This window comes from Legionella quinlivanii (assembly GCF_003265995.1).
Classification (GTDB): Bacteria; Pseudomonadota; Gammaproteobacteria; order Legionellales; family Legionellaceae; genus Legionella_C; species Legionella_C quinlivanii_A.
Map to the genome: position 1 here is coordinate 126,348 of NZ_MVJN01000002.1, position 20,211 is coordinate 146,558.

The following is a 20,211-nucleotide window of genomic DNA, read 5'->3' on the forward strand; positions in this document are numbered from 1 at the left end:
ACTCAGATCAATGACTTCCGGGATAAAATAGCATGAACAGTAATATTTTAATTGTTGATGATGACACAGAATTAACCGATCTTTTAGAGCAATATCTCGAACCAGAGGGGTTTAATGTAGTCTGTGTTCATGATGGAGACAGCGCGGTCAAAAAGGCGCTAAACCAATCCTTTGATGCCATTATTCTTGATGTGATGTTACCCAAACTCAATGGCTTTGAAGTATTGAAAGCCATTCGAGAGCATTTGGAAACCCCTGTTCTGATGCTTACCGCTCGTGGCGATGATATTGATCGTATTGTTGGCCTTGAAATTGGGGCCGATGATTACCTGCCAAAGCCTTGCAATCCCCGTGAATTAGTCGCGAGATTACGAGCTATATTAAGACGGACTCAGAAAATTCCAGTTCATCGTCCTGTTATTGAGCATCATGACATCCTGGTAGACTGTTCCAAACGGATCGCTACCCATCATGGCGAGGTGATGGAATTGACCAATGCAGAATTCAATATACTAGAAATGCTGATTAAATCCCCCGGCCAGGCGTTTTCAAAGGAAGAATTAACCGAGTATGCTCTGGGACGAAAATATACCGCCTATGACCGCAGTATCGATGTGCATATCAGCAATCTGCGTACAAAGCTTGGAGATAATCAGGAAGGCGAACCTTTCATTAAGACCGTCCGCGGCTTTGGGTATATGTTTAATGCGTAGTCTGTACTGGAAAATCTTTCTTTCCTTTTGGCTGGCTACCATTCTGATTATCATAACTACCGCCTGGGTAACCAGTGAAATTGCTCAAAAATCGTCAATACCGGCACGCGAACACGTTTTTATGGATAGTTATGCCAATGCAGCCGTAGCGACCTTTGAATCAGGTAAACACACCGCTTTAAAAACCTGGCTGGCGCAGATTGGAATTGCCAGGCATATGGAATTGTTCTTAATTTGCAGCACCGGTGAAATTATTGGTAATCAGTCGCCGCCTCATGTAGTTAAGGATATTACTGAACATCTGGTTAAAGAAGAACTTGATGACGGCCTGATAAAATACGGAAATTTAATTATTGTCAGCCATGAGATCCTGTCAACATCAGGTAAAGCCTATCGTCTGGTGGCTGTCAGTGAAAAACCCCTGGCTCATTTTGTACAAATTCCCTGGGCAGGACTCACCATTCGTCTGACCATCGCCATTTTTATCAGCGGCCTTATATGCTACTTGCTCTCAATTTACCTGACGCAACCTCTTCGTTCATTAAGAATGGCCGCCAGATCCATTGCCACTGGTAAATTAAATACTCGGGTAGGCAGCTTCAAAGGACACAGTCGCGATGAAATTGCCGAGCTTAGTGGAGAATTTGACCGCATGGCGGAGAAGCTTGAAGCGATCATCAGCTCTAAAGAACGATTGCTGCAAGACATCTCCCACGAATTGCGCTCACCTCTCGCCAGATTGCAGATAGCGATAGAACTGGGACGCAAGAAAGCTCAAAGTGCAGCAGATACAGAATTTTGCCGTATGGAAGTGGAGTGCCTGCGTTTAAATACCTTAATTAGTGAAATCCTGCAGTTCGCACGTCTTGATAAATCCGCAGATGAACTGCAGCGTACACCCTGCAATATTAAAGAATTACTTACCCGGATTATTGCTGATGCAAATTATGAGTTTGCCAATTCAAAACCACTGGTAAGCTTACAAAACAGTGTCGATTGTGTTCTCTTTATTGACGAGCGCCTGATTCACAGAGCCATAGAAAACATTATTCGCAATGGCTTACGTTATTCGCCTCCCAATAAACTCGTTACCGTCCATATAGATATAGTAGAGGACAATTTGCTGATAGATATCTGTGATTGCGGCCCGGGAGTTCCGGAAGACCAGCTCGAGAATATCTTCAATCCCTTTTATCGGGTTGACACATCCAGAGAAAAGAAAACAGGTGGATATGGTCTAGGTCTGTCGATTGCCCAAAAAGCAGTGAAGCTGCATCAAGGCCAGATTAAGGCGTATAATCGTCCTCAGGGTGGTTTGCAGGTCAGAATCATTCTACCCATCTTAAGCAATCAGCCTGTTTGTGTATAGCAACGAGAGATAGATCACAAAAACCGTCTTTGCGAGCATTAGCGAAGCAATCCACCTCCAGACCTTCAAGTTTCTATCTGGGTTGCTTCGCTACACTCGCAAAGACTACAGGTTAGTTGCATGATCCTATTTTATGCAGCAACGCCACTTGTCATTACTGCAATTACCCAGTATATTCCTTCCTCTTTTTAGTTTTAAATCGATTGTAAAATGAACGAAATCACTAAAAGCACCCCTTCTCTGGCTGTTTCAGAAATTCGCAAAATATTGCCTGATTTTAAACCTCTGATTGGTATTGTATTGGGATCAGGGCTGGGAAGTTTTGCAGAACAGATTGAAGACGCGGTGACTATCAGCTACGACAGCCTGCCCGGATTTCCCTGCACAACAGTCAAAGGGCATAGCGGTAATCTGGTATTGGGAAAACTGGCAGGTGTTAATATCGCATGTCTGCAAGGCAGAGCGCACAGCTATGAAGGTCAGAACCATGAGATTGTCAAAAATTATATACGTACACTGAAATTATTGGGATGCGAATATTTTCTTGCCACTAATGCCTCAGGCTCTTTACGTGAGGAAGTAGGCCCCGGTGAATTAATGCTGATCACCGACCACATCAACCTTCAGCCAGGCAACCCATTGGTAGGTCATAATGAAGAAGAATTCGGACCACGTTTCTTCCCGCTGGATAACGCCTATGATCTGGCAATGCGTCAGAAGTTTCTGCAAATTGCAGAACAGACTCAAATCAGGCTGCATGAAGGCGTCTACATTTCAGTGATTGGCCCTAATTATGAAACAGCAGCTGAAATTCGCGCATTTCGTATTTTAGGTGCGGATGCCGTAGGCATGTCAACTGTGCCTGAAGTACTGGTCGCTAATCATTGTGGAATGAAAGTAGCAGTTATTGCCACCATTACCAACCACGCCACAGGGCTTGCAAGCTGCAGTCATAGTCATGATTCGGTAGTGGAAATGGCCAATCAGGCAGCCAGGCGTTTAAATATTCTGGTTAAAGAATTTATTGCTAGTCTGGCATGAATATAGAAACCGGATTTGCAGACTTTTGTCTGGAAAAGCAGGATATCAAGACAGCACAGTCCCGGCAGGCTATTGTATCCTGCATTGATTTAACATTGTTGGATGAGAAAGCCACTGAACAACAGATTAGCGAGCTGCAATTCAAAGCGAATCAGTATAAAGTGGCCGCTCTTTGCATCTACCCGCAACATTTAGCCTTTCTGGCACCCCAGGATATCTGCAAAAGAGCGACCGTGCTTAACTTTCCCAGTGGCGATTTGCCAGCGGCATTGGTAATGTCACAACTGGAAGACACTCTATCGGCTTATCCAGTTGATGAAATAGATTATGTTTTTCCCTACTCGCTGTACCTGAAAGGATACAAACAGCAAGCACTTGAGCGCTGTCGGCAAGCTCTATCCTTATGTCAGCATCGAAATGTTTTATTCAAAGTAATTGTGGAAACCGGTCAGTTTACAGAGTCAGACTCTTTGTATATCCTGGCTCGCGAGCTTATAGATTTGGGCTGTGATTTCCTAAAGACCTCGACTGGCAAAATTGCCATTGGCGCAACACCCTTATCTGCCTACACTCTTCTCAAAGCTATTCAGGATTCTGGCGCCTCAGTCGGGTTTAAAGCCTCGGGCGGTGTTCGTAAAACTGAGGACGCATTTCTCTACGCTGAAATGGCAACGCTATTACTCAAAAAAGAAATCGCCCCTTCCTGGTTCAGAATTGGAGCAAGCAGTCTGCTGGATGAGCTGATAACTGCCTGAGTTTCAAAAACCGACAACCATCCCCAGCCATAAGAAAAGACCATACCAGGCATTACTAATGAACGCTCTGAAACAGGCAGCAGGCTCACGGTTGCTGATTAGATATTGCTGATAGAACAAATTGGCTCCTGCGGCTATCCAGCACAGTGCCAGCACGCCATTAAACAACTGGGCACTGAGCAGTAAATAGAACCAAAGGGCGTGAACGACTGCCTGCAATAAACCAATTATCAAACGATCATTATCTGCAAACAGGATAGCACTCGATTTAACTCCAATTTTCAAATCATCTTCACGATCAGCCATTGCATATTCTGTATCATAGGCGACTGTCCACAGAAAATTGATGAGAAGCAAACAGATTGCGATAGAATCCAGGGGAACATGGGAAGCAGCATAAGCCATTGGGATACCCATTGAAAAAGCCAATCCCAACACCACCTGCGGGGCCTGAATAAAGCGTTTGCAAAAAGGATACATAATGGTGATGAGCAATGCGAATAGGGCATAATATGTGCAGGTCAGCGGTAGTTGAACCAGGATCATCAGGGCAGCAAACAGCAGAAAGAACAGGTAGACCAAGGCATTTTTAAGCGGGATCTCCCCTGCGGTCAAAGGCCGATGTTGTGTGCGTCGAACATGGCAATCAATTTTTCGATCAGCAATATCATTGATGACACAACCCGCAGCCCGCATTAAAATAGTGCCGGCTAAAAACTGCAGAAATAACATCAGGGAAGGATGGCCCTTATTGGCAAACCATAAACCCCAGGCGGAAGGACTCCACAGTAAGATAATTCCAATAGGTTTATCAAAACGCCCTAATCGATAATAGGCATGCCAATTCATTTTTTAATCCTCGACAAATCAGGCAATAAAATTTCTATCAGATAAAATGGAAAATGACCGTTGATAATAAATCGTGAATAACGTACCCAGAGTTTAGAAGCGTTTCGTATTAATTCTTCTTTAATCCAATAATATTCCTGAAAATTGTTATCGATAGAATAATGACTTAAAGACACTCGCTCCACATTTGGGCTGTTAAAAACGATCTGCCCCAGGGATTCCTTTTGTAATCGATTAAAAAAAGAGTTATTCTGCTCAAAAGTGGATTCTGGTATCACAGAACGTGCAAACCAGCAGCATTGATTCCCTGAAAATATCATTACATCCCGATGAATTACACTTTCTTCCGAGATACCTAGGAAAAATCGATCCCACCAATTGCGTTTTGTCATGACCTGCTGAATTAATTCCAGACGCGCATCGCCCGTCTCCTGCCTTAATTTTTCAGTCAATGCCGCTTTATGAGTCAGCCATGTAGCCCACTCGGCTGGCGGTAATAGCGTTTGCATAGGAGAATCGTCTCATTCAAAATTTCGACTAGTATATCATAAGAAACACGAGTTACTGACAGGCAATTCGGCTGATGCTGAGACGCCCGCTGGCGGATATATTCAAAGAGCGGGCATTGTTGCCCTTACAACCCGTTGCGGTAACACTTAAATTCATGGCCCCGCTGGATGCAAAACCCATGCTATTATAACTGACTATACTGGCATCGGCATTGACTCGTGTTCCTGAGGGCAAGGCTTCATTGACCTTCACTAAATCATTATTGCTATCGATGAGATTGTTGTTATTGGCATCCACAAATACAATCCAGCCCTGTGCCCACTGGCTTGCGGAACCGCAGGTGGTTAAAGCGGCATTTCCTGCAGAGCACACCGATACTCGCACTCCGCGCTTAATAGCTTCCATTCGAGCGAAATTCAAACTGGCTGACAATCGATTCACCATGGCAACTACTTTATTATTTTGGATTAAAGCATAATAACCCGGCACCGCCACGGTGATAAAAATGGCAGCAATGCAAAGTGTGACTATCAATTCGGTCAGAGTAAATCCTTTTTCAACTATCCTTTTCATACTGGTGATTCAGTGAATTGCCTCTTGATAATTATATCATAGCGTTATGATTTAGGAGCTAATCAGCTGATGCTTCTAATACGCCCTAATCGATTGATAATCACATCGGAATACCTGTTTCCGGCCAAGAGCTTGAATCGTCCGCTCGATGCGGCCTGGGTAGGGTTGGCTGCAAAAACCAGGAATTTATCTGAAAGAAACCCTTGCCATTTAATCAGAACATTCCGGCAATTCCAGCGCCATTGGTGTTGTAATAAGCCGGCTTCATATCGATGATCAGGGGTATCAGCCAGCAAAACCATCCCTTTTGCCCAGTCATCACTGGCCGGATCAGCCTGTAGTACCATCGGTTTTCCTGAAAGAATCGCCTGATTTCTGGCAAAATGAAGCGCTTGAATCAGCTGATTCTGACAGACATTTAAGCGAATCTGCTGATCATTATTTTTTAATAAGGGAGAGATTATAGAGAATGAAATAAGGATGAGTGCCAGGCAAATCAGGCTTTCAATGAGCGTAAACCCGGCATAAAATTTCAGACGCAATCGGATTTCCTTTTCAGTAGTAAATGGGTTTTCACACTATCAGTCTCTCTGTCAGTTTAAAAGCGTTTTCAATTGCAAAAGATCCTTATAAGCCTTCTTTTTATCCATGGGTTTTCTTAACAAGTAGGCAGGATGATAGCTGACGATACAAGGAGTGCCTTCATAATGATGCACGCTTGAGCGCATTTGCGCCATAGAGAGAGCCTCTTTTAATAGAAACTGCCCGGCAAAGCGCCCCACGGCTAATAAAGCTACGGGTTTAATTATCGCAATCTGCCTGGTCAGATATTGGCTGCAGCGGACAATCTCATCGCCATTCGGATCACGATTATCCGGCGGGCGGCATTTCAATACATTGGCAATGTACACTTCGTCCTCTGAAAAGCCTATGCTCTTAAGCATTTGGTCGAGCAATCCCCCCGCTCTGCCCACAAAAGGCTTTCCCTGTTGATCCTCATGATAGCCAGGCGCCTCTCCAATTATCATTAATCGGGCTTTTGAATTACCCCGCGCAAAAACGGTTTGCTTTCTGGTTTTATGCAAAGCGCATTGCTGGCAGGATGCCACTTCCTGACAGAGAACATTCAAATCATCAGAGTCCGGCGCTTTTGCTGGCTCTGAACGCTCCTGCCAAAGCTCTATTCCCATTTGCTGTAAGTAATATTGCTGTAATTCTTTATTCATCGATCAATTAATGCGGTGATTCATGTGAATTGTGCCAGATTAATGAGTTAATTTCGACATCTATTCGTAACTGCTCAGATAACATTCCGCATTGACTGCTTAATGCTCTCTTAATATTCTTTTTATACAATTGAGTTGCCTTGGGTGAGACGATGAGAATATGTCAAAAATTATTATCATAGGTGCCGGTCTAGGCGGCCTGTATACCGCTAATCGATTAATTAATGAAGGGATTCATCCAGATAATATAGTTCTTATCGACCGCCGTAGCGGAATTTATACAAGACCCGGGCACATCAAGAAGTCGACATTTTCAAAAGTCCAGGAAAAAACAGGAATTGATACCAGCGATCACTCACCTGCCTGTCATATAAAAGAGCTGGAACGCTTTATGTACACATCCCTTCAGTCAAAGGGCTGCCTTTTTCTGAACGAAACATTTATTGGTATGAAACCCGGAGAGGCAAGCCAGGAATGTGGCGTCATTACTGTTGCGAGTGACGGCATCCAGCATATTTACCCTGCAAGTTATGTCTATGACTGTTCAGGCAAAACAGGAATTGTAGCACGGGCAGTCAATGAGTATCAGCAGAAACAAAATCTGGATAAAGTCTTCGTGTCTCGCCCTCTTGTTGATATAAATCCCATTCCTGATCATTTGATTGCTCAAATTATTATAGCTGATCCCAATTCAATAAAAAATTTCTATAATTTATCAAGTGCAAATCCTGTTCCTTCTTATTATAAAAGACATAAGTCTGCTGAACAAAGCATAGCAACAAGAGAAGCGCTGCAAGACCTTGGCTGGCATTATGACGCTTTTCCTACATTTTATGTACACTCGAGAGAAGCGAAGGGAAAAGTCTGTGCCTATATGGAGGCGCCGCATGACTTATCCGACGCGAAACAATCAGAGTGGGTTAATCTATTACTAGGCATTTACAGCAATGGGAGAATTTCAAGCTACACTCCTTTAAAATCTCCTGTTAAATATGAAACAAAACCACGAATTGAGGGTTTCACAAATGAGATTCATGTGTTGAATCGTGCTACCTTTAAATCGAACGCCCTTCCTGCAGTCCTAGTTGGTTTTGATGCATTAAAAGGCACTGATTACCGCAGTGCGTCCGGTGTTGATAGCGGGATCGATTGTTTTGAAATCATGCTCAAACATACTAAAATAAATAAGGGAACTATTGAAACTATTGATTTTAAGTCAATCGAAGATGAAGTGTTTATGTTTATTGATGGACTGTACAGAAGTGATCTGACTGTTTTGCAACAATCCCGACAGCAATCTATTTACAACGGTCACAATTATTTCAGCCATCTTTATGAATCCGCTGCGACAAAATTATCCTCATCAGACAGCATAAAAAAGAAACACTATACTCATATAGCTGCCCGGCTTGCAGTCCAGGCGGCTAGTGCACGATTTACAGCCTTTGAAAGCAGAGAAACAGAAGATCCACTGACAAGTCTTGAGATATTGAATAAATGTTTGAAATCATTAATTAGAGTTCAAAGCCTTTTGCCTGCTAACGAAACGGAAGAGTATTATCAAAATAATGAGCGAATACAAAAGGTCATCCAGTCCATTCGTTTAGAACTAGACCTATTGGATCTTGATTCGCTACTGGCTGGCGAAAGCAGCCATATTCAACGGCTAAGCCGTTTCTGTAAAAGATTAAAACAAAATTTTAGCTCGTTAATGGGTAATTTCGCATTTAATACAATACAAAAGAAAATCAGTAATATGGAAAGCTGTATTAATAGGCAGCCAGAGGATCTCAACAAAGTGATCAATCAGCAAACTTCCTTATATTCATCCAGTCAATTAACTTCTGATGCATCGCCTTATTCGTCGACATTTTTTCAGGCCCCAGACACTGTTTTTGTAAGAGAGTCCTGTAGTTCTTCAGCGACCCTGCGCTTTTAATTGCTTTTTTCATCGTATCGAGTACTCGGACTATCCGTTTGCATAGTTCTTCTTTAGGTGTTGCGTGTTGAAAGAAGGTAACCGGGTAATGAATTTTCAGATGATACCGCTTAAAGGTATCTAGTTACCATGACGCAATGGATTGAGTCGCTCTTCATGCTCAGGGATTTGTTCATAACGCGCGAACATCGCAGCGGAATTGCTTGAATAAGCAGAAGGCGTCTTTCCTTTTAAAATTCCTGAGATAATCTGCTCTAATCGACCACGGGGGGAATGGTATCGATAATCAAGATCGAGCAGGGCTGTTTGCAATGCTTTAATTTTTTCAAGTGAAGTCAGATGTTTGGATTTCATCGCTTCAATCAACTGTGTTGCGGTTTTCTGTTTATCTGCTAAAAGCCTCGGCCCGAAAAGAGGAGGATAGCCCTCATCAAGGTAGCGTTTGAGTTCCTCAATAGCATAGTTACAATCGAATTTATCAAGTAATGCCTTCTCTTGCGGAGAGTAACGGGGCAACAAGGCGGAAAACTCTTCTTCAGTACAATTTAGTTGGGCCGCTGTAAGCCGGAAAGGAATCAGTTTTTGAATTGTTTCCCAGCTAAAAAGAGTCTTAAGCTCTGTAAGCTCACTTACAGATCCTATAAAGCGTTCCCAGGGAATTAAATCCAGATAGCGTTCTTTGTCTTGTTCAGAGATTAATTTAGCAAATTGTGTAAATAGCTCTTTTGAGCTAATTAAGGATGTATACTTCGCGATTACTGTCAAGCGCTCAAGCCCGGAAGTCGTCTTCACAACACTTAGCAACATGGCGCTATCGTTTACTCCCGTAAGGAACTGAGTGAACAGCTGCTCCCGTAAAATATCCTGTACTGGAAAGCAAGTTTGCCAGCGAATATATTCTTTTAACCATGTTTTGAATGAATCGATGCGGGTTTTTATATGGTTTGCGACTATAACTGAACATTTAACCCAAGCTTCAAAAAAATAGAAGTTATCGGGCGTTATCCATTCATACAAATGGGGGCTGACAAAATTAATAATCGTCTTTCGCTGCCCACCTGTCTCTGTAAGAAGTGGTAAAACTTTAAGCGTATTTTCATAAGAACCAAGCAATGCGGTATATTTATTTTGTAGTTTTTCAAAGACCAGGTCCAGTATCGAGCTATCGACCTTCTTTGTTAAGGCACAAAAATCATCTACTGTATGGATATCAGGCGCTAGAGTTTCGGCATATTGTTGCTTCAAAAAATTGAATGGCGCGCTCTTTAAATAGAACTTTAATAGATTGTATTTTTCCAGGGTATTGTATTCCTGAATCAGCTTCTTAACATGCGCTTTGATAATTACTTGTTGTTGCGCTTCTGGAACGAAAGAGAAAAGACGATGTAAACTGGATTCATACGGGAAGGCCGCAAGACGATCATGAATGAGGGGAGTGACTGATGACAGTAGCGCAGGGGTATTTTTCAGGCGCATCAAACAACTATAACTTTTTATTCGCTCTGCTATGAATACTAATCCTTCAGGACGAGCGGGAACACCGCAATTGCTTTCTATGAGCAGCTGCATGAACTGTGAATCAAGATTGCCCTCACCATCGAATACAGGGGGGCGTTGGGGCAATACCTCAAGGACAGCAGGCAGTAAATCTGCCATTGCCGGCAACTTTTCTACAGGCTCATCTCGGTTATTTTGGATTAAAATATGATATAGCGCAGGATATTGGTTTAGAAACTCGGACAAAATATTAGAAAGCTGATCGGCGCAAGGGAAGACGTCCTCTGCCAGAACACGCCTACCCTCTTCCTCAGTGATAGCGAGCTGCATATGAAAAAAAAGCGTTAGAAAGTAACTTTCCAAAGGTAAATCGTATCCATAGGTCTCAACTTTGATATCTTTCACAAAACATATTTCACCTGATGCAGTACATTGTTCCTGCGGCATACTTAGCTCAGCTGGGAGCTGTTTCCAAAGGGTGTAAAAAGATTTCACCGCATCCCCAAGGACCTTATTGTTGGCCAGTTCTTCTGAACCGGCATCCGATACCGAGGCTTTTTTAAGTTCAGTCGCCAACTTTTTTATCGCAAAACCTAATGAATTATTATCATAGCGCTGAATATGATTTTGCTTTAAAGCCTGGATAAAGGCCCTGCTCGCATCCCCTGCCACATTCGCCAGATTAAGAAAATCCTGCCCGCCAAGCTCGTAGGACAGCTTCGTGCCTTCCGGCTGAAAGTCCAGTAATACATGATTACTGTCCAGTGCGGCCGTTTCAAATACTTCCTGAATGGGGATTAACTTGGTATAGTTTTGATTGACTATAAAGTTTTCAACCTCAAAATGACCATTGTGTTCAGTTTCAGATTTGAGAGAAAAACAGGCCCTGTTTAAACCAGTAAGTCCCGGCATTAATATTTGACACACGGCCTCTCCTTGGCCAGCAATTCCTTCTGCTACCTTGAGGCAAAATTGATTGATGGGTAAAAAAGGGAAACGAGTATAAGCAATCTGTTCTGTTTTAAGCATTTTCCAGCGAAGGGCTAGATAATGTCTTATTTCTTGAACAACGCTTGCGGACAAAACGGAACTTTCATCGCGAGCAATAAACCGACTAAAGAAAGAAAAGCTGTACTGAGATTCATCCTGTATCGCTTTAATTGTTTCTACGTCAAGCCCTGGAGGTAATTCGATTGGTGCATCTTTGAAGGTTGTCAGAAAATCTTTAAGCTGTTTTACTGTAATCATAAAATACACCACAAATTGCAATGCGCTATTTTAATACAATCTGACTACAATACTCAATTGAATGATTCCGAATTAGAACTTCGTTTATTACAACCCCTTTAAATTGAAGTTCTAAACAATAAAGGCGGCATAGCGTCCTTCGCATCGACACAGATTGAGAAATGTCTGGGCAGTCTCTTTTTTTCTTTACTTATCAGCGCTATAACATTCTATGCACATCGTTATCCACAGATTTTGTGGATAAGTAAGCCTGCCATTTCCTGCGTATATAAGTTAAGGAACCTTTGTAGTCGTGGAGTTTGAAGGGAGAATGTGTTTTAAAGTGGTGAAGCCAGGGGAAGGACCAAAAAACTTATCCACAAAGGGCACGAATGAGATAGAATTTTGGGAAATGCATTGTATCTTCTTTTTTTTAGAAGAACCAGTCTTGACTTTTTTTCAGTGCTTTTTTAGAGGGCAAACACTTCGTTAACAACCTAATAATTAATAATAAATTACTTTTGACACGTTTATACTATTCTTACAGAATTGACCCCGCCTTCGGGACATAAGTATCTACCCATCACCTCTACGCCCTGCAGCTTGTGCGCAGGGTCCAGTGTTTCTCTATGAGTCTTCTGGATCCGTCGGACAAGGCCTGAGGAACCCCTCAATATTTATATAGTCAGCGTATAACTTAACAATTACTCAAATAGATCTATTATCGTGTCGTTCCCGCGTGGCATTGTTGCGTAAATAGAACCAAGCAGCAACCTGTTGTCTTTGCGAACAAAGTGAAGCAATCCAGATTGAAGCTTGAATAAAGTAAGGAGCTTGATTGCTTCGCTAACGCTCGCAAAGACGGTTTTTTATGCACCTATCTTCATTTACGCAACAATGCTTTTCCCGCGTAGTCGGGAATCTATTTCTCAAGATAACTCCTAACGTTGTTTGCAAGATGGATTTCCGCCTACGCGGAATGACACAATTTAAAGTCATTTTGACCTGATAAGCTACCTATTTCTTGAATGAAATAATTAGAGGCTTATAGATTATGCAGATCTAGGCACTGATAGTATAACTGCAAGCATGCTCGTACCAATGATCCGTTGGTGTGGGCTCCTTTTGAGAATTAATCTTCCAATAATCCGTGGTGGAATCTATTTCCTGTAACTCACCCTCTCGAACGATATGCTGCAAGGGCTCTTCTCCATTTTTCAGGGATTCACAAAGTCTGGTCAAAGCCGCCCAGGCTTTATTTTCACAAATTTTAAGAATACGATTCACCTGATGAGGCAGCAAATCCCATTGTCCAAATAAGGCAACCTGATTCAATTCATTTTTATGTAATAAAGACTGCTCAAGTATTTTGAACTGGCGGCATAATTCATTTATATTTTTTTCAGTTTTATTTTTTAGTAATTCGACAAAGATACGAAATAAAATATGAGTTTCTCCCTTAATCAAACTCAAACTATGCAAGGCGCGTAATGGGGAATGAGCAGAGTTCGCATGCCGTCCGTCTTTATATAAGCTTAAATCACTGCTTTTTTTTATCCATCCATAGGGAATGTCCAGGAATATAGGATAAATCGATTGAAAAATTCGCATGTTGGTTTTAACTGCTTTCTTCTCGATGACTTTAGGGAGTTGGCTATCAAATAGCCCGCCTGAATTTTTTGATGTCTTTACAGGGTCTTTTTTCTCGATTTCAACATCTGTGAAATACATATCCCTTAATTGTTCAATTTTTTTAGCACATATACCCTGGCTCAAGCCAAGTTTTGCCAACTCTTCAAACCAGTCATGATTACCTCTGAAACAGCTGTAATAAATAGCTTCCTCGATACCAGAAAATTTTACATGCAAGTATTCTGCATTTTCAGCTCCGTTTTCAGAAAATTGATACCGGGTATCGATATAGCGTTTAGCAGCCTTATAGCCTTTTTTGAATAATTTATCCTGATCCTCTGCAGAGATATCAAATTGGGTCGCGCTCACATTCCCAATAGGAATAAGCACAGTTTGTCCACTATAATGCAACAATTTCAAACGGTCCTGTTCCCATCCGCTGACAGGGTCCCGTACCCCGGTGAGCAGGCCATAAATCCAGTTCCATAAAAAATTTTCTCTATAAATACGATGGACAAACCGATTCAAAATCCTGCGCTCCGGTCCATTATCAAATTGGAAAGCTACCAGTTTCAGGCAATTCTCATGTTCAGATTTTAAAAAAGTAGTTTTATCATCGCTAAAGGCTTCTGTAGGCAGATTACTCAAAATTCCGCCATCGTTATAGGTATTTCCATCCGGCAGCAAGGTCGGCTTAAAAACAATAGGGAAACTGGACGACATAGCCCCCGCTTTACTAACCTCTTTGTGCGGCGAATGCTCATAGGAAAAATAAACTGTCTTTCTTTTTTCTTTATTCGTTGCCGTTACGATAAGCTCTTCGCCCAAACAACAATCAGGATACCCTTCTTTTAAGCGCTTTAAGGATTCAAAACTTATCACCCCTCGTTCAAAAACCTGATTGCGTAAGGCTTTGGCTTCTGCTTTGCCTGCAATCAGCTCATAATCGTATAAAATCTGATCTACTTTTTTGATAATCATGAAATCCAGTGCTGCTTTTAAGGCATCTGTATCCGAAATCCCTGAGCTGTCAATATTATAATGGACAATGTTTTCCTCCTTAAACTGCTGAAAGAAAGTAAGAATCTCTGACCATGAATATCCGAGATAACACAGAATCGCCATAATGGCACCAGCAGAACTACCCGCGAATTTACTGGGCTGTATTCCACTGTCCTGGAACGCTTTATAAGCGCCGACATGCGCAAAAATTTTCGCTCCTCCCCCGCAAAAGACCATCGTGTCAATTTCAGGGCGTTTTTCAATTATTAATATTTCTCCTGTATCCGGATGCTGGAATACTTCTGCTTTATCTTTTTTTAAGACAGGGCGGAACGTATTGGGTTTGGACCGCTTTTTTTCAGGCTTTACAGACTCTTTTTTGTCCGTGTAAATGTTTACCAGCCGTTGCCATAAGCGCAGATACCAGGCAGGAGCAGTAATAAAGCGCTCCACCTTTCGGTATTCATACATGGCTTTCATACGCTTTTTAGGGTCTCTGACATGGATTGAAAAAGGATGCGGTGAATTTAGGATAGAATCGTATTCCTGATTTTCAATATCCAGAGAGGAGAGACTTTCCACCATATCATCCGTTAATCGGAGACGCTTGGTATTTAATAGGGGTTCTTCCTGCGGATCGCCTGGCTGATGATATTTGTTGATTTGTTTTGTGGTGCAAAATTGATTTAATCCAACTAGCAAACCGTATTGCCCCTTGCAAATTTCCAAACCATTAAGCTGATAATCAAAAGTAAGTTCTACAGGGGATAAAGGCCATTGATATGATTTTTTTCGATAAAATATCCAATTGACAATTCTACCCCACCAACTTAAACCTACCTCCGCAGTATAGCCTCGGTAATCGGTAGTGGCGGCGTCGCTTAAAAAAGCTCGGTGGGCATTGTTAGCATGGGATTTCCAAAACCAATGGTTGAATTTTTTGCGTGATTTGTCGCTTAGGCCATTGTAATCAATTATTATTTTTTCTTCATCGAATAAGTAATCCGCTAAAGAAAACTGATCATCGGGTGGTTGCCCGTTAATACGTAGCCATCCATAGTATGCAATCAAAACAAACTTTTTTAATAATTGGCTATTGGGGTGAAAGACACTGTTTTGAGAAATCAATTCCTTCAATACCTGGTCTCTGTCCATAGAGTAATCCTTTACTTAAGATGAGCTTTGATATCTGTAAATTCCAGGTTCTATTGATCCTGCCCAGTTGCTAAGCTGCTTATCTAATTTATAACTAGCATACTTTTTGTCAGAAATGAATAGCTAAATGACCAGGATTACTGAACATTCGCACAAAAACGGAAAGATATACCTTGATACAGCAGGTGTATCAAGGTTAATTTTATGACAGACTAGCCGATTTCCTGCAGAATGGCTTCAACGACTCTCGCGGGATTCGCTGCTCTGGTTATAGGGCGCCCCACCACTAAAAAATCGCTCCCTAGCCTGCTTGCTTCGAGTGGAGTGACTACCCGGCTTTGATCATCCCGAGAGTTCAAATCCAGCCGAACACCGGGCGTTACCGTAAGAAAAGATTTTCCACAAAGTCCCTTTATCTCAGGAACCTCGAAAGCCGAACAGACAACACCATCGACACCGGACTCACTGGCCATGCTGGCCAGACGCTGAACATGGCTATTTATCGACTCTGGAATGCCCAAAGCAGAAAAGCTATTATCATTCATACTGGTTAATACAGTCACGGCAATTAATAAAGGTCTGTTCCTGCCCTCTTCCAAAGCCTCTCTCGCCGCTTGCATCATCTGGCTTCCGCCACTGGCATGAGCATTGATCATCCATACCCCAAGCTGGGCAGCCGCGCGGCAGGCCTGAGCCACCGTATTGGGAATATCATGAAACTTTAAATCAAGAAAAACCTTATATCCCTTATTAACCAGAGTATGCACGAATTCCGTGCCAAATAAGGTAAACATTTCACTGCCCACCTTAACAGCACATCGACCTGGGTCGAGCTGCTCTACCAGATTCAAGGCATCCTGCCTGGTATCAAAATCCAGCGCGACAATTAATTGAGCTGACATTTTAGGCCATCACCTCTGAAACCTGCTCCAGTGCTAGCTTCACTGCCTCAGCGACTGTTTCCTGCTCTTTCGATGTCAGATAGGGATGCATGGGTAAGCTTACCACACGTCCACTTGCCCGTTCAGAAATAGGGAAATCCCCTGTTTTATAGTTTAAGAAGGACAATGCCGGCTGCTGATGCATTGCGATAGGATAATGAACTGCCGTGGGGATGCCTTGTTTTTGCATCGCCTGTTGAAACTCGTCACGATTATCTACTTCAATAGTGAATTGCGCATAAACACTGGTGTTTTCTGAAGATAACTGAGGGGTTTTGACATGATCGGACAGCAGGGAAATATATCGGCTGGCCACCTGCTGTCTAAGTCGAATTTCATTAGGAAAAAGCTTCATTTTTTCTATTAAAATCGCTGCCTGGATCGTATCCATTCTGCCATTAATTCCAATACGGCGGTGGTTATAACGAGTATTTTGCCCATGATTGCGAATTTCAATCAGGCGCTCAGCCAGAATATCATCATCAGTGAAGCAGGCCCCGGAATCACCATAGCCGCCCAAGGGCTTGGATGGGAAAAAGCTGGTGCATCCTATTGTCGACAAGGCACATGAATAGCGCCCGTGATGAGTCGCACCAAAACTTTGGGCGGCGTCTTCGATTACCGCCAAACCATAACGCTTGGCGATTGCATTAACCGCTGTTAAATCCGCACATTGGCCATACAGACTGACAGGCATAATCGCCTTGGTACGTGAGGTAATCGCTGCTTCAATTTTTTGCGGGTCGATATTGTAGGTCTGCGGATCAATATCAACAAATACTGGTTTGGCCTGACACAGGGTGATCACTTCCGCAGTGGCAAAAAAACTGAAAGGGCTGGTGATCACTTCATCACCCGGCTCAATTTCAATAGCCATTAATGCCATAAGCAAGGCGTCAGTACCACTGGCATTGACAATGACATGCTTGACGCCGGCGAACTCTGCTAATTTTTTTTCAAGCTGGGCTATCTCTGGCCCCATTATGTACTGTCCATGATTTAACACTGCGTGTATACCTTTTAAAATATCCGCTTCAATGAGTTGATATTGCTTTTTTAAATCAATAAATTGCATAATGTTCTCAGTAATTTTTGTTCGTATCAGGGTCTGACGGAATTCCAAAACTCGTCTTAATCACCCTCTAAACCATGCACAGGCTTCATTCTACCCCACTGTTTGCAACTTGGGCAATGCCAGTGAAGATGCTTGCCTCCAAAACCACAATGACCGCAACGATAAACTGGCTTATTGTCCAGAAACTTGCTTGTAATATCGTATAACATTTGTAATTTGTCGCGTACTTTACCATGCGCTGTTTCAAGATGCCAAAAAATTAATCGATTTATACCCCTGATTGAAGGGTAACTGCCCAGTTTGTCGGCTACAAAATCCACAGCAGAATCCATCTCCTTTGTGTTACGCAGGTACTCGGCAATGACGAAAATAGTCGAAGCCCGCGGATGATTCTCCAGTGTTTGCTGAAGGAACTCCACGCATTCGTCCATAATTCCCAATTCTTTGTGGCAGATTACCAGCGGCTCAATAATTTCAGTAATAAACTCAGGATCCTGCTGAGGAACCCGCTTCAATGAGCGAATCGCCTGCTTGTACCGCCCATGCTTCATATCGAGAGAAGCTTGTAATAAGCTGGCGCGCACAGACATTTTATCAATGGCCAGTGCCTGCCTGGCGGCATTCTGAGCTTTTTCAATGGCATTATCTTTAAGCGCTTGTGTTGCAATTTCACAATAATAATGGGCTGCCTGACTATGCAAACTCTGTCCAGTGGATACTTCAAGTTTCTTGATGGTATCCAGGGCATTTTCCCAGGCTTTCTCTTGCTGATAAATAGCAAGTAAACCTTGTAAACTACAGATTTCCTTGCTGCCTCCCAGCTCCACGACTTCCAGAAAAATGCGTTCCGCACGGTCAAACACGCCAGCGCTCATATAGTCCTGACCAAGTGCGAGTAAGGCCTGTTTTCGATCAGCAAGACTTAATTGCGGTCTCGCAATCAGGTTCTGGTGAATTCTGATGGCCCGGTCAACTTCGCCGCGACGGCGGAAAAGACTGCCCAAAGCCAGATGGGTTTCAACCGTTTCACTATCAATCTCTAATAGCTTAATGAATACATCAACTGCTTTATCAGGCTGTTCGTTAAGCAGATAATTTAATCCAACGACATATTCCCTTGATAGTTTATTGTTTTGTTCAGATTTCTTACCTGAATAATTACGGCTTGCAACCCACCAACCAGACCAGGCAGCAGCAGGTAATAACAATGGCCATAAGTTAATCATTAACACACTCCATTAATTCACTAGGTCCTGGATTTAAAGACAAGTGCTGCATTCAAAATACGTTGTTCAGAACAATGGCAATAGACTATCAAATTCAGCCCAATTAAAAAACCTTCTTAAAAGGCAAATTTATCGCTCGAATTGGCGCTGCTCAATCAAACCTAAAAACGCTCACAATGCCTTAACATTTATCACCCATAGGGATATAATACCTATTTTTAGTTAGGAGCTAAATGCCCCGTCGACCCAGGCGTATTAAAAAATCCAGTAATCGGAGCTTAGATGCCCCTATGGCCAATTATTGAACCCACAGCCGAATCCACATCAAAAAATGGCATCAGCTCCCAAATAGCCACTGCCATTAAGTTAAGCTCAATTGTATATACTGTCATCCCCGCGATAGGCGGGGATCCATCTCTGAGCTAGCCACAATGCGGACTGAGGAATAGATTCCCGCCTTTCGCGTGGATGTCAGAATTTAGAGGTTTAAATGACAATAATTAAGCAAATTAAGAAACACCGTTCTCGTCGAAGCAGTACTTCAAACTTTGATGCTATTCGTCGAATGTTAAATGAGGCTGAGACAAACTTGAGTACGAATGAGGCTCCGCGATCTTCAGATGATAATTCCGTTATAATTGGCGTTACCGGGAGTGAGGTCACTATAACCAGAGGTAACGATACGATTCCAGCACCTGACTTTGTGACGCGATTTTGGCTAAAACTTCCAGAAAGAGCAAATGCCAACGACCGTAATCAACTCGAGCAATTCAAAGCGGACCTTAATGAGAAACAAATTTCATATGAGAGTATTAAAGAACTAAAGGAGTCTGGCAAATCTCCTCGAAGTAAATTGGAGCGGTGTATGCTGTTCGCTTTTTGGAAGATCGATAGACCCGTTGTAAAACAAACGAATACAGCTGAATCCACTTCAGAAAAAACAGCACCAGCTCCCAAATAGCCCCATCGCTATATCCATATGATTGCCCTCCACAAGACCTGATTTACTCTGATTTGGAGGGCTTAGCTTATGGTAATTTGCGGACGCTTGCATCACTTAGCAGACTCTAGTGTTGATCTTTTAGAGGGATATCTCGCAGGTTTTTGATTTCCTTTTCAGTGAGCCTGAGTTGATTGCGCATTTTTGAAAATTCAACTTTCAGGCGCCAATACTTGCCTAGTGCAAGGAAAAAACCAATGACAAGCCCCAAAGCTAGCATTATTGCCATTAACACGGCTATTGGCATGCTAAAGGTCTTTACGTATAAATTGATCGGCACGGAACTCGCGTTTAGAGCTGCAAATGTCACACCTACAATTATAAGAATTAAATAAACAAAAAACATAAGTAAACGCATTTTTATTTACCTTCCTATGCAAACAATGCATAAATTTACGAAGTATTATCATCCCTCGCAGGAGGACAATCAAGTCTTGGCATGGAACATATCAAAACCTGATTAAGAATTGTATAAATAAAA

17 protein-coding genes are annotated in these 20,211 nt (G+C 42.4%); 6 read left to right on the forward strand and 11 right to left on the reverse strand.

The genetic code is table 11. The annotated features are described in order from the left end of the window. Positions 1–32: 32 nt before the first annotated feature. The 4 genes from cpxR (at position 33) to B1207_RS02615 (ending at position 3,878) form a co-directional block, all read left to right on the forward strand. A complete protein-coding gene (cpxR, locus tag B1207_RS02600) occupies positions 33–713 on the forward strand; it encodes a two-component system response regulator CpxR (RefSeq protein ID WP_112218444.1) in 681 nt (226 codons plus the stop codon). Beyond that, a complete protein-coding gene (cpxA, locus tag B1207_RS02605) occupies positions 706–2,082 on the forward strand; it encodes a two-component system sensor histidine kinase CpxA (RefSeq protein WP_112218445.1) in 1,377 nt (458 codons plus the stop codon). Before cpxR ends, cpxA begins: the two co-directional genes overlap by 8 nt. Before the next feature lie 210 nt (positions 2,083–2,292). Continuing rightward, on the forward strand, positions 2,293–3,123 hold the full coding sequence (locus B1207_RS02610) for a purine-nucleoside phosphorylase (RefSeq protein ID WP_112218446.1): 831 nt from the start codon (positions 2,293–2,295) through the stop codon (positions 3,121–3,123). Next, complete coding sequence (locus B1207_RS02615) at positions 3,120–3,878, forward strand: deoxyribose-phosphate aldolase (protein WP_112218447.1); 759 nt, start codon at positions 3,120–3,122, stop codon at positions 3,876–3,878. The genes B1207_RS02610 and B1207_RS02615 overlap by 4 nt, the downstream gene beginning before the upstream one ends. Before the next feature lie 3 nt (positions 3,879–3,881). Here the strand turns inward: B1207_RS02615 and ubiA are convergent, their stop codons facing one another. From ubiA to B1207_RS02640, 5 genes are all read right to left on the reverse strand, one after another. Continuing rightward, the gene (gene ubiA / locus B1207_RS02620; protein ID WP_112218448.1) at positions 3,882–4,727 is read right to left on the reverse strand and encodes a 4-hydroxybenzoate octaprenyltransferase; all 846 of its coding nucleotides are present in this window, start codon (positions 4,725–4,727) and stop codon (positions 3,882–3,884) included. Further along, entirely contained in the window at positions 4,724–5,236 is a 513-nt protein-coding gene (locus B1207_RS02625; protein ID WP_112218449.1) for a chorismate--pyruvate lyase family protein, read from the reverse strand. Before B1207_RS02625 ends, ubiA begins: the two co-directional genes overlap by 4 nt. A 52-nt stretch (positions 5,237–5,288) precedes the next feature. Continuing rightward, on the reverse strand, positions 5,289–5,810 hold the full coding sequence (locus tag B1207_RS02630; protein ID WP_112218450.1) for a GspH/FimT family pseudopilin: 522 nt from the start codon (positions 5,808–5,810) through the stop codon (positions 5,289–5,291). Positions 5,811–5,872: 62 nt separating this feature from the next. After that, positions 5,873–6,352, reverse strand: a complete 480-nt coding sequence (locus tag B1207_RS02635) for a GspH/FimT family pseudopilin (protein WP_172458084.1) — start codon at positions 6,350–6,352, stop codon at positions 5,873–5,875. A gap of 51 nt (positions 6,353–6,403) precedes the next feature. Then, positions 6,404–7,036: a uracil-DNA glycosylase gene (locus B1207_RS02640; protein WP_112218452.1), complete on the reverse strand. Its 633-nt coding sequence runs from the start codon at positions 7,034–7,036 to the stop codon at positions 6,404–6,406. A 160-nt stretch (positions 7,037–7,196) separates the two neighbouring features. Between B1207_RS02640 and B1207_RS02645 the strand changes: the two genes are divergently transcribed. Next, positions 7,197–8,975, forward strand: coding sequence for a hypothetical protein (locus tag B1207_RS02645; protein WP_112218453.1), 1,779 nt, complete (start codon positions 7,197–7,199; stop codon positions 8,973–8,975). Positions 8,976–9,095: 120 nt separating this feature from the next. Here B1207_RS02645 and B1207_RS02650 read toward each other — a convergent pair whose 3' ends face one another. The 5 genes from B1207_RS02650 to lapB all read right to left on the reverse strand — a co-directional run bounded on the left by B1207_RS02650 (position 9,096) and on the right by lapB (position 18,730). Continuing rightward, entirely contained in the window at positions 9,096–11,720 is a 2,625-nt protein-coding gene (locus B1207_RS02650; protein WP_112218454.1) for a hypothetical protein, read from the reverse strand. Positions 11,721–12,761: 1,041 nt separating this feature from the next. Continuing rightward, entirely contained in the window at positions 12,762–15,488 is a 2,727-nt protein-coding gene (vpdC, locus tag B1207_RS02655; protein WP_112218455.1) for a Dot/Icm T4SS effector VpdC, read from the reverse strand. Between the two features lie 212 nt (positions 15,489–15,700). Then, positions 15,701–16,390: an orotidine-5'-phosphate decarboxylase gene (gene pyrF / locus B1207_RS02660; RefSeq protein ID WP_112218456.1), complete on the reverse strand. Its 690-nt coding sequence runs from the start codon at positions 16,388–16,390 to the stop codon at positions 15,701–15,703. A 1-nt stretch (position 16,391) separates the two neighbouring features. Then, entirely contained in the window at positions 16,392–17,504 is a 1,113-nt protein-coding gene (locus B1207_RS02665) for a DegT/DnrJ/EryC1/StrS family aminotransferase (protein WP_112218457.1), read from the reverse strand. A 56-nt stretch (positions 17,505–17,560) separates the two neighbouring features. Further along, positions 17,561–18,730, reverse strand: a complete 1,170-nt coding sequence (gene lapB / locus B1207_RS02670) for a lipopolysaccharide assembly protein LapB (protein ID WP_112218458.1) — start codon at positions 18,728–18,730, stop codon at positions 17,561–17,563. Between the two features lie 490 nt (positions 18,731–19,220). Here lapB and B1207_RS02675 point away from each other — a divergent pair, with 490 nt between their 5' ends. Further along, positions 19,221–19,691, forward strand: coding sequence for a hypothetical protein (locus tag B1207_RS02675; protein WP_146740000.1), 471 nt, complete (start codon positions 19,221–19,223; stop codon positions 19,689–19,691). A gap of 106 nt (positions 19,692–19,797) precedes the next feature. On the opposite strand, the gene B1207_RS02680 is transcribed toward B1207_RS02675, so the two are convergent. After that, on the reverse strand, positions 19,798–20,088 hold the full coding sequence (locus B1207_RS02680) for a LapA family protein (protein WP_112218460.1): 291 nt from the start codon (positions 20,086–20,088) through the stop codon (positions 19,798–19,800). Positions 20,089–20,211: the final 123 nt, after the last annotated feature.

Bases quoted from the DNA above. Each gene is read 5' to 3' on its own strand.
- B1207_RS02640 (WP_112218452.1), bottom strand. From the start codon at position 7,036: ATGAATAAAGAATTACAGCAATATTACTTACAGCAAATGGGAATAGAG.
- B1207_RS02625 (WP_112218449.1), bottom strand. From the start codon at position 5,236: ATGCAAACGCTATTACCGCCAGCCGAGTGGGCTACATGGCTGACTCAT.
- B1207_RS02650 (WP_112218454.1), bottom strand. From the start codon at position 11,720: ATGATTACAGTAAAACAGCTTAAAGATTTTCTGACAACCTTCAAAGAT.
- B1207_RS02615 (WP_112218447.1), top strand. From the start codon at position 3,120: ATGAATATAGAAACCGGATTTGCAGACTTTTGTCTGGAAAAGCAGGAT.
- ubiA (WP_112218448.1), bottom strand. From the start codon at position 4,727: ATGAATTGGCATGCCTATTATCGATTAGGGCGTTTTGATAAACCTATT.
- cpxA (WP_112218445.1), top strand. From the start codon at position 706: ATGCGTAGTCTGTACTGGAAAATCTTTCTTTCCTTTTGGCTGGCTACC.
- B1207_RS02680 (WP_112218460.1), bottom strand. From the start codon at position 20,088: ATGCGTTTACTTATGTTTTTTGTTTATTTAATTCTTATAATTGTAGGT.
- B1207_RS02610 (WP_112218446.1), top strand. From the start codon at position 2,293: ATGAACGAAATCACTAAAAGCACCCCTTCTCTGGCTGTTTCAGAAATT.
- B1207_RS02630 (WP_112218450.1), bottom strand. From the start codon at position 5,810: ATGAAAAGGATAGTTGAAAAAGGATTTACTCTGACCGAATTGATAGTC.
- lapB (WP_112218458.1), bottom strand. From the start codon at position 18,730: ATGATTAACTTATGGCCATTGTTATTACCTGCTGCTGCCTGGTCTGGT.
- B1207_RS02645 (WP_112218453.1), top strand. From the start codon at position 7,197: ATGTCAAAAATTATTATCATAGGTGCCGGTCTAGGCGGCCTGTATACC.
- vpdC (WP_112218455.1), bottom strand. From the start codon at position 15,488: ATGGACAGAGACCAGGTATTGAAGGAATTGATTTCTCAAAACAGTGTC.
- B1207_RS02665 (WP_112218457.1), bottom strand. From the start codon at position 17,504: ATGCAATTTATTGATTTAAAAAAGCAATATCAACTCATTGAAGCGGAT.
- pyrF (WP_112218456.1), bottom strand. From the start codon at position 16,390: ATGTCAGCTCAATTAATTGTCGCGCTGGATTTTGATACCAGGCAGGAT.
- B1207_RS02675 (WP_146740000.1), top strand. From the start codon at position 19,221: ATGACAATAATTAAGCAAATTAAGAAACACCGTTCTCGTCGAAGCAGT.
- cpxR (WP_112218444.1), top strand. From the start codon at position 33: ATGAACAGTAATATTTTAATTGTTGATGATGACACAGAATTAACCGAT.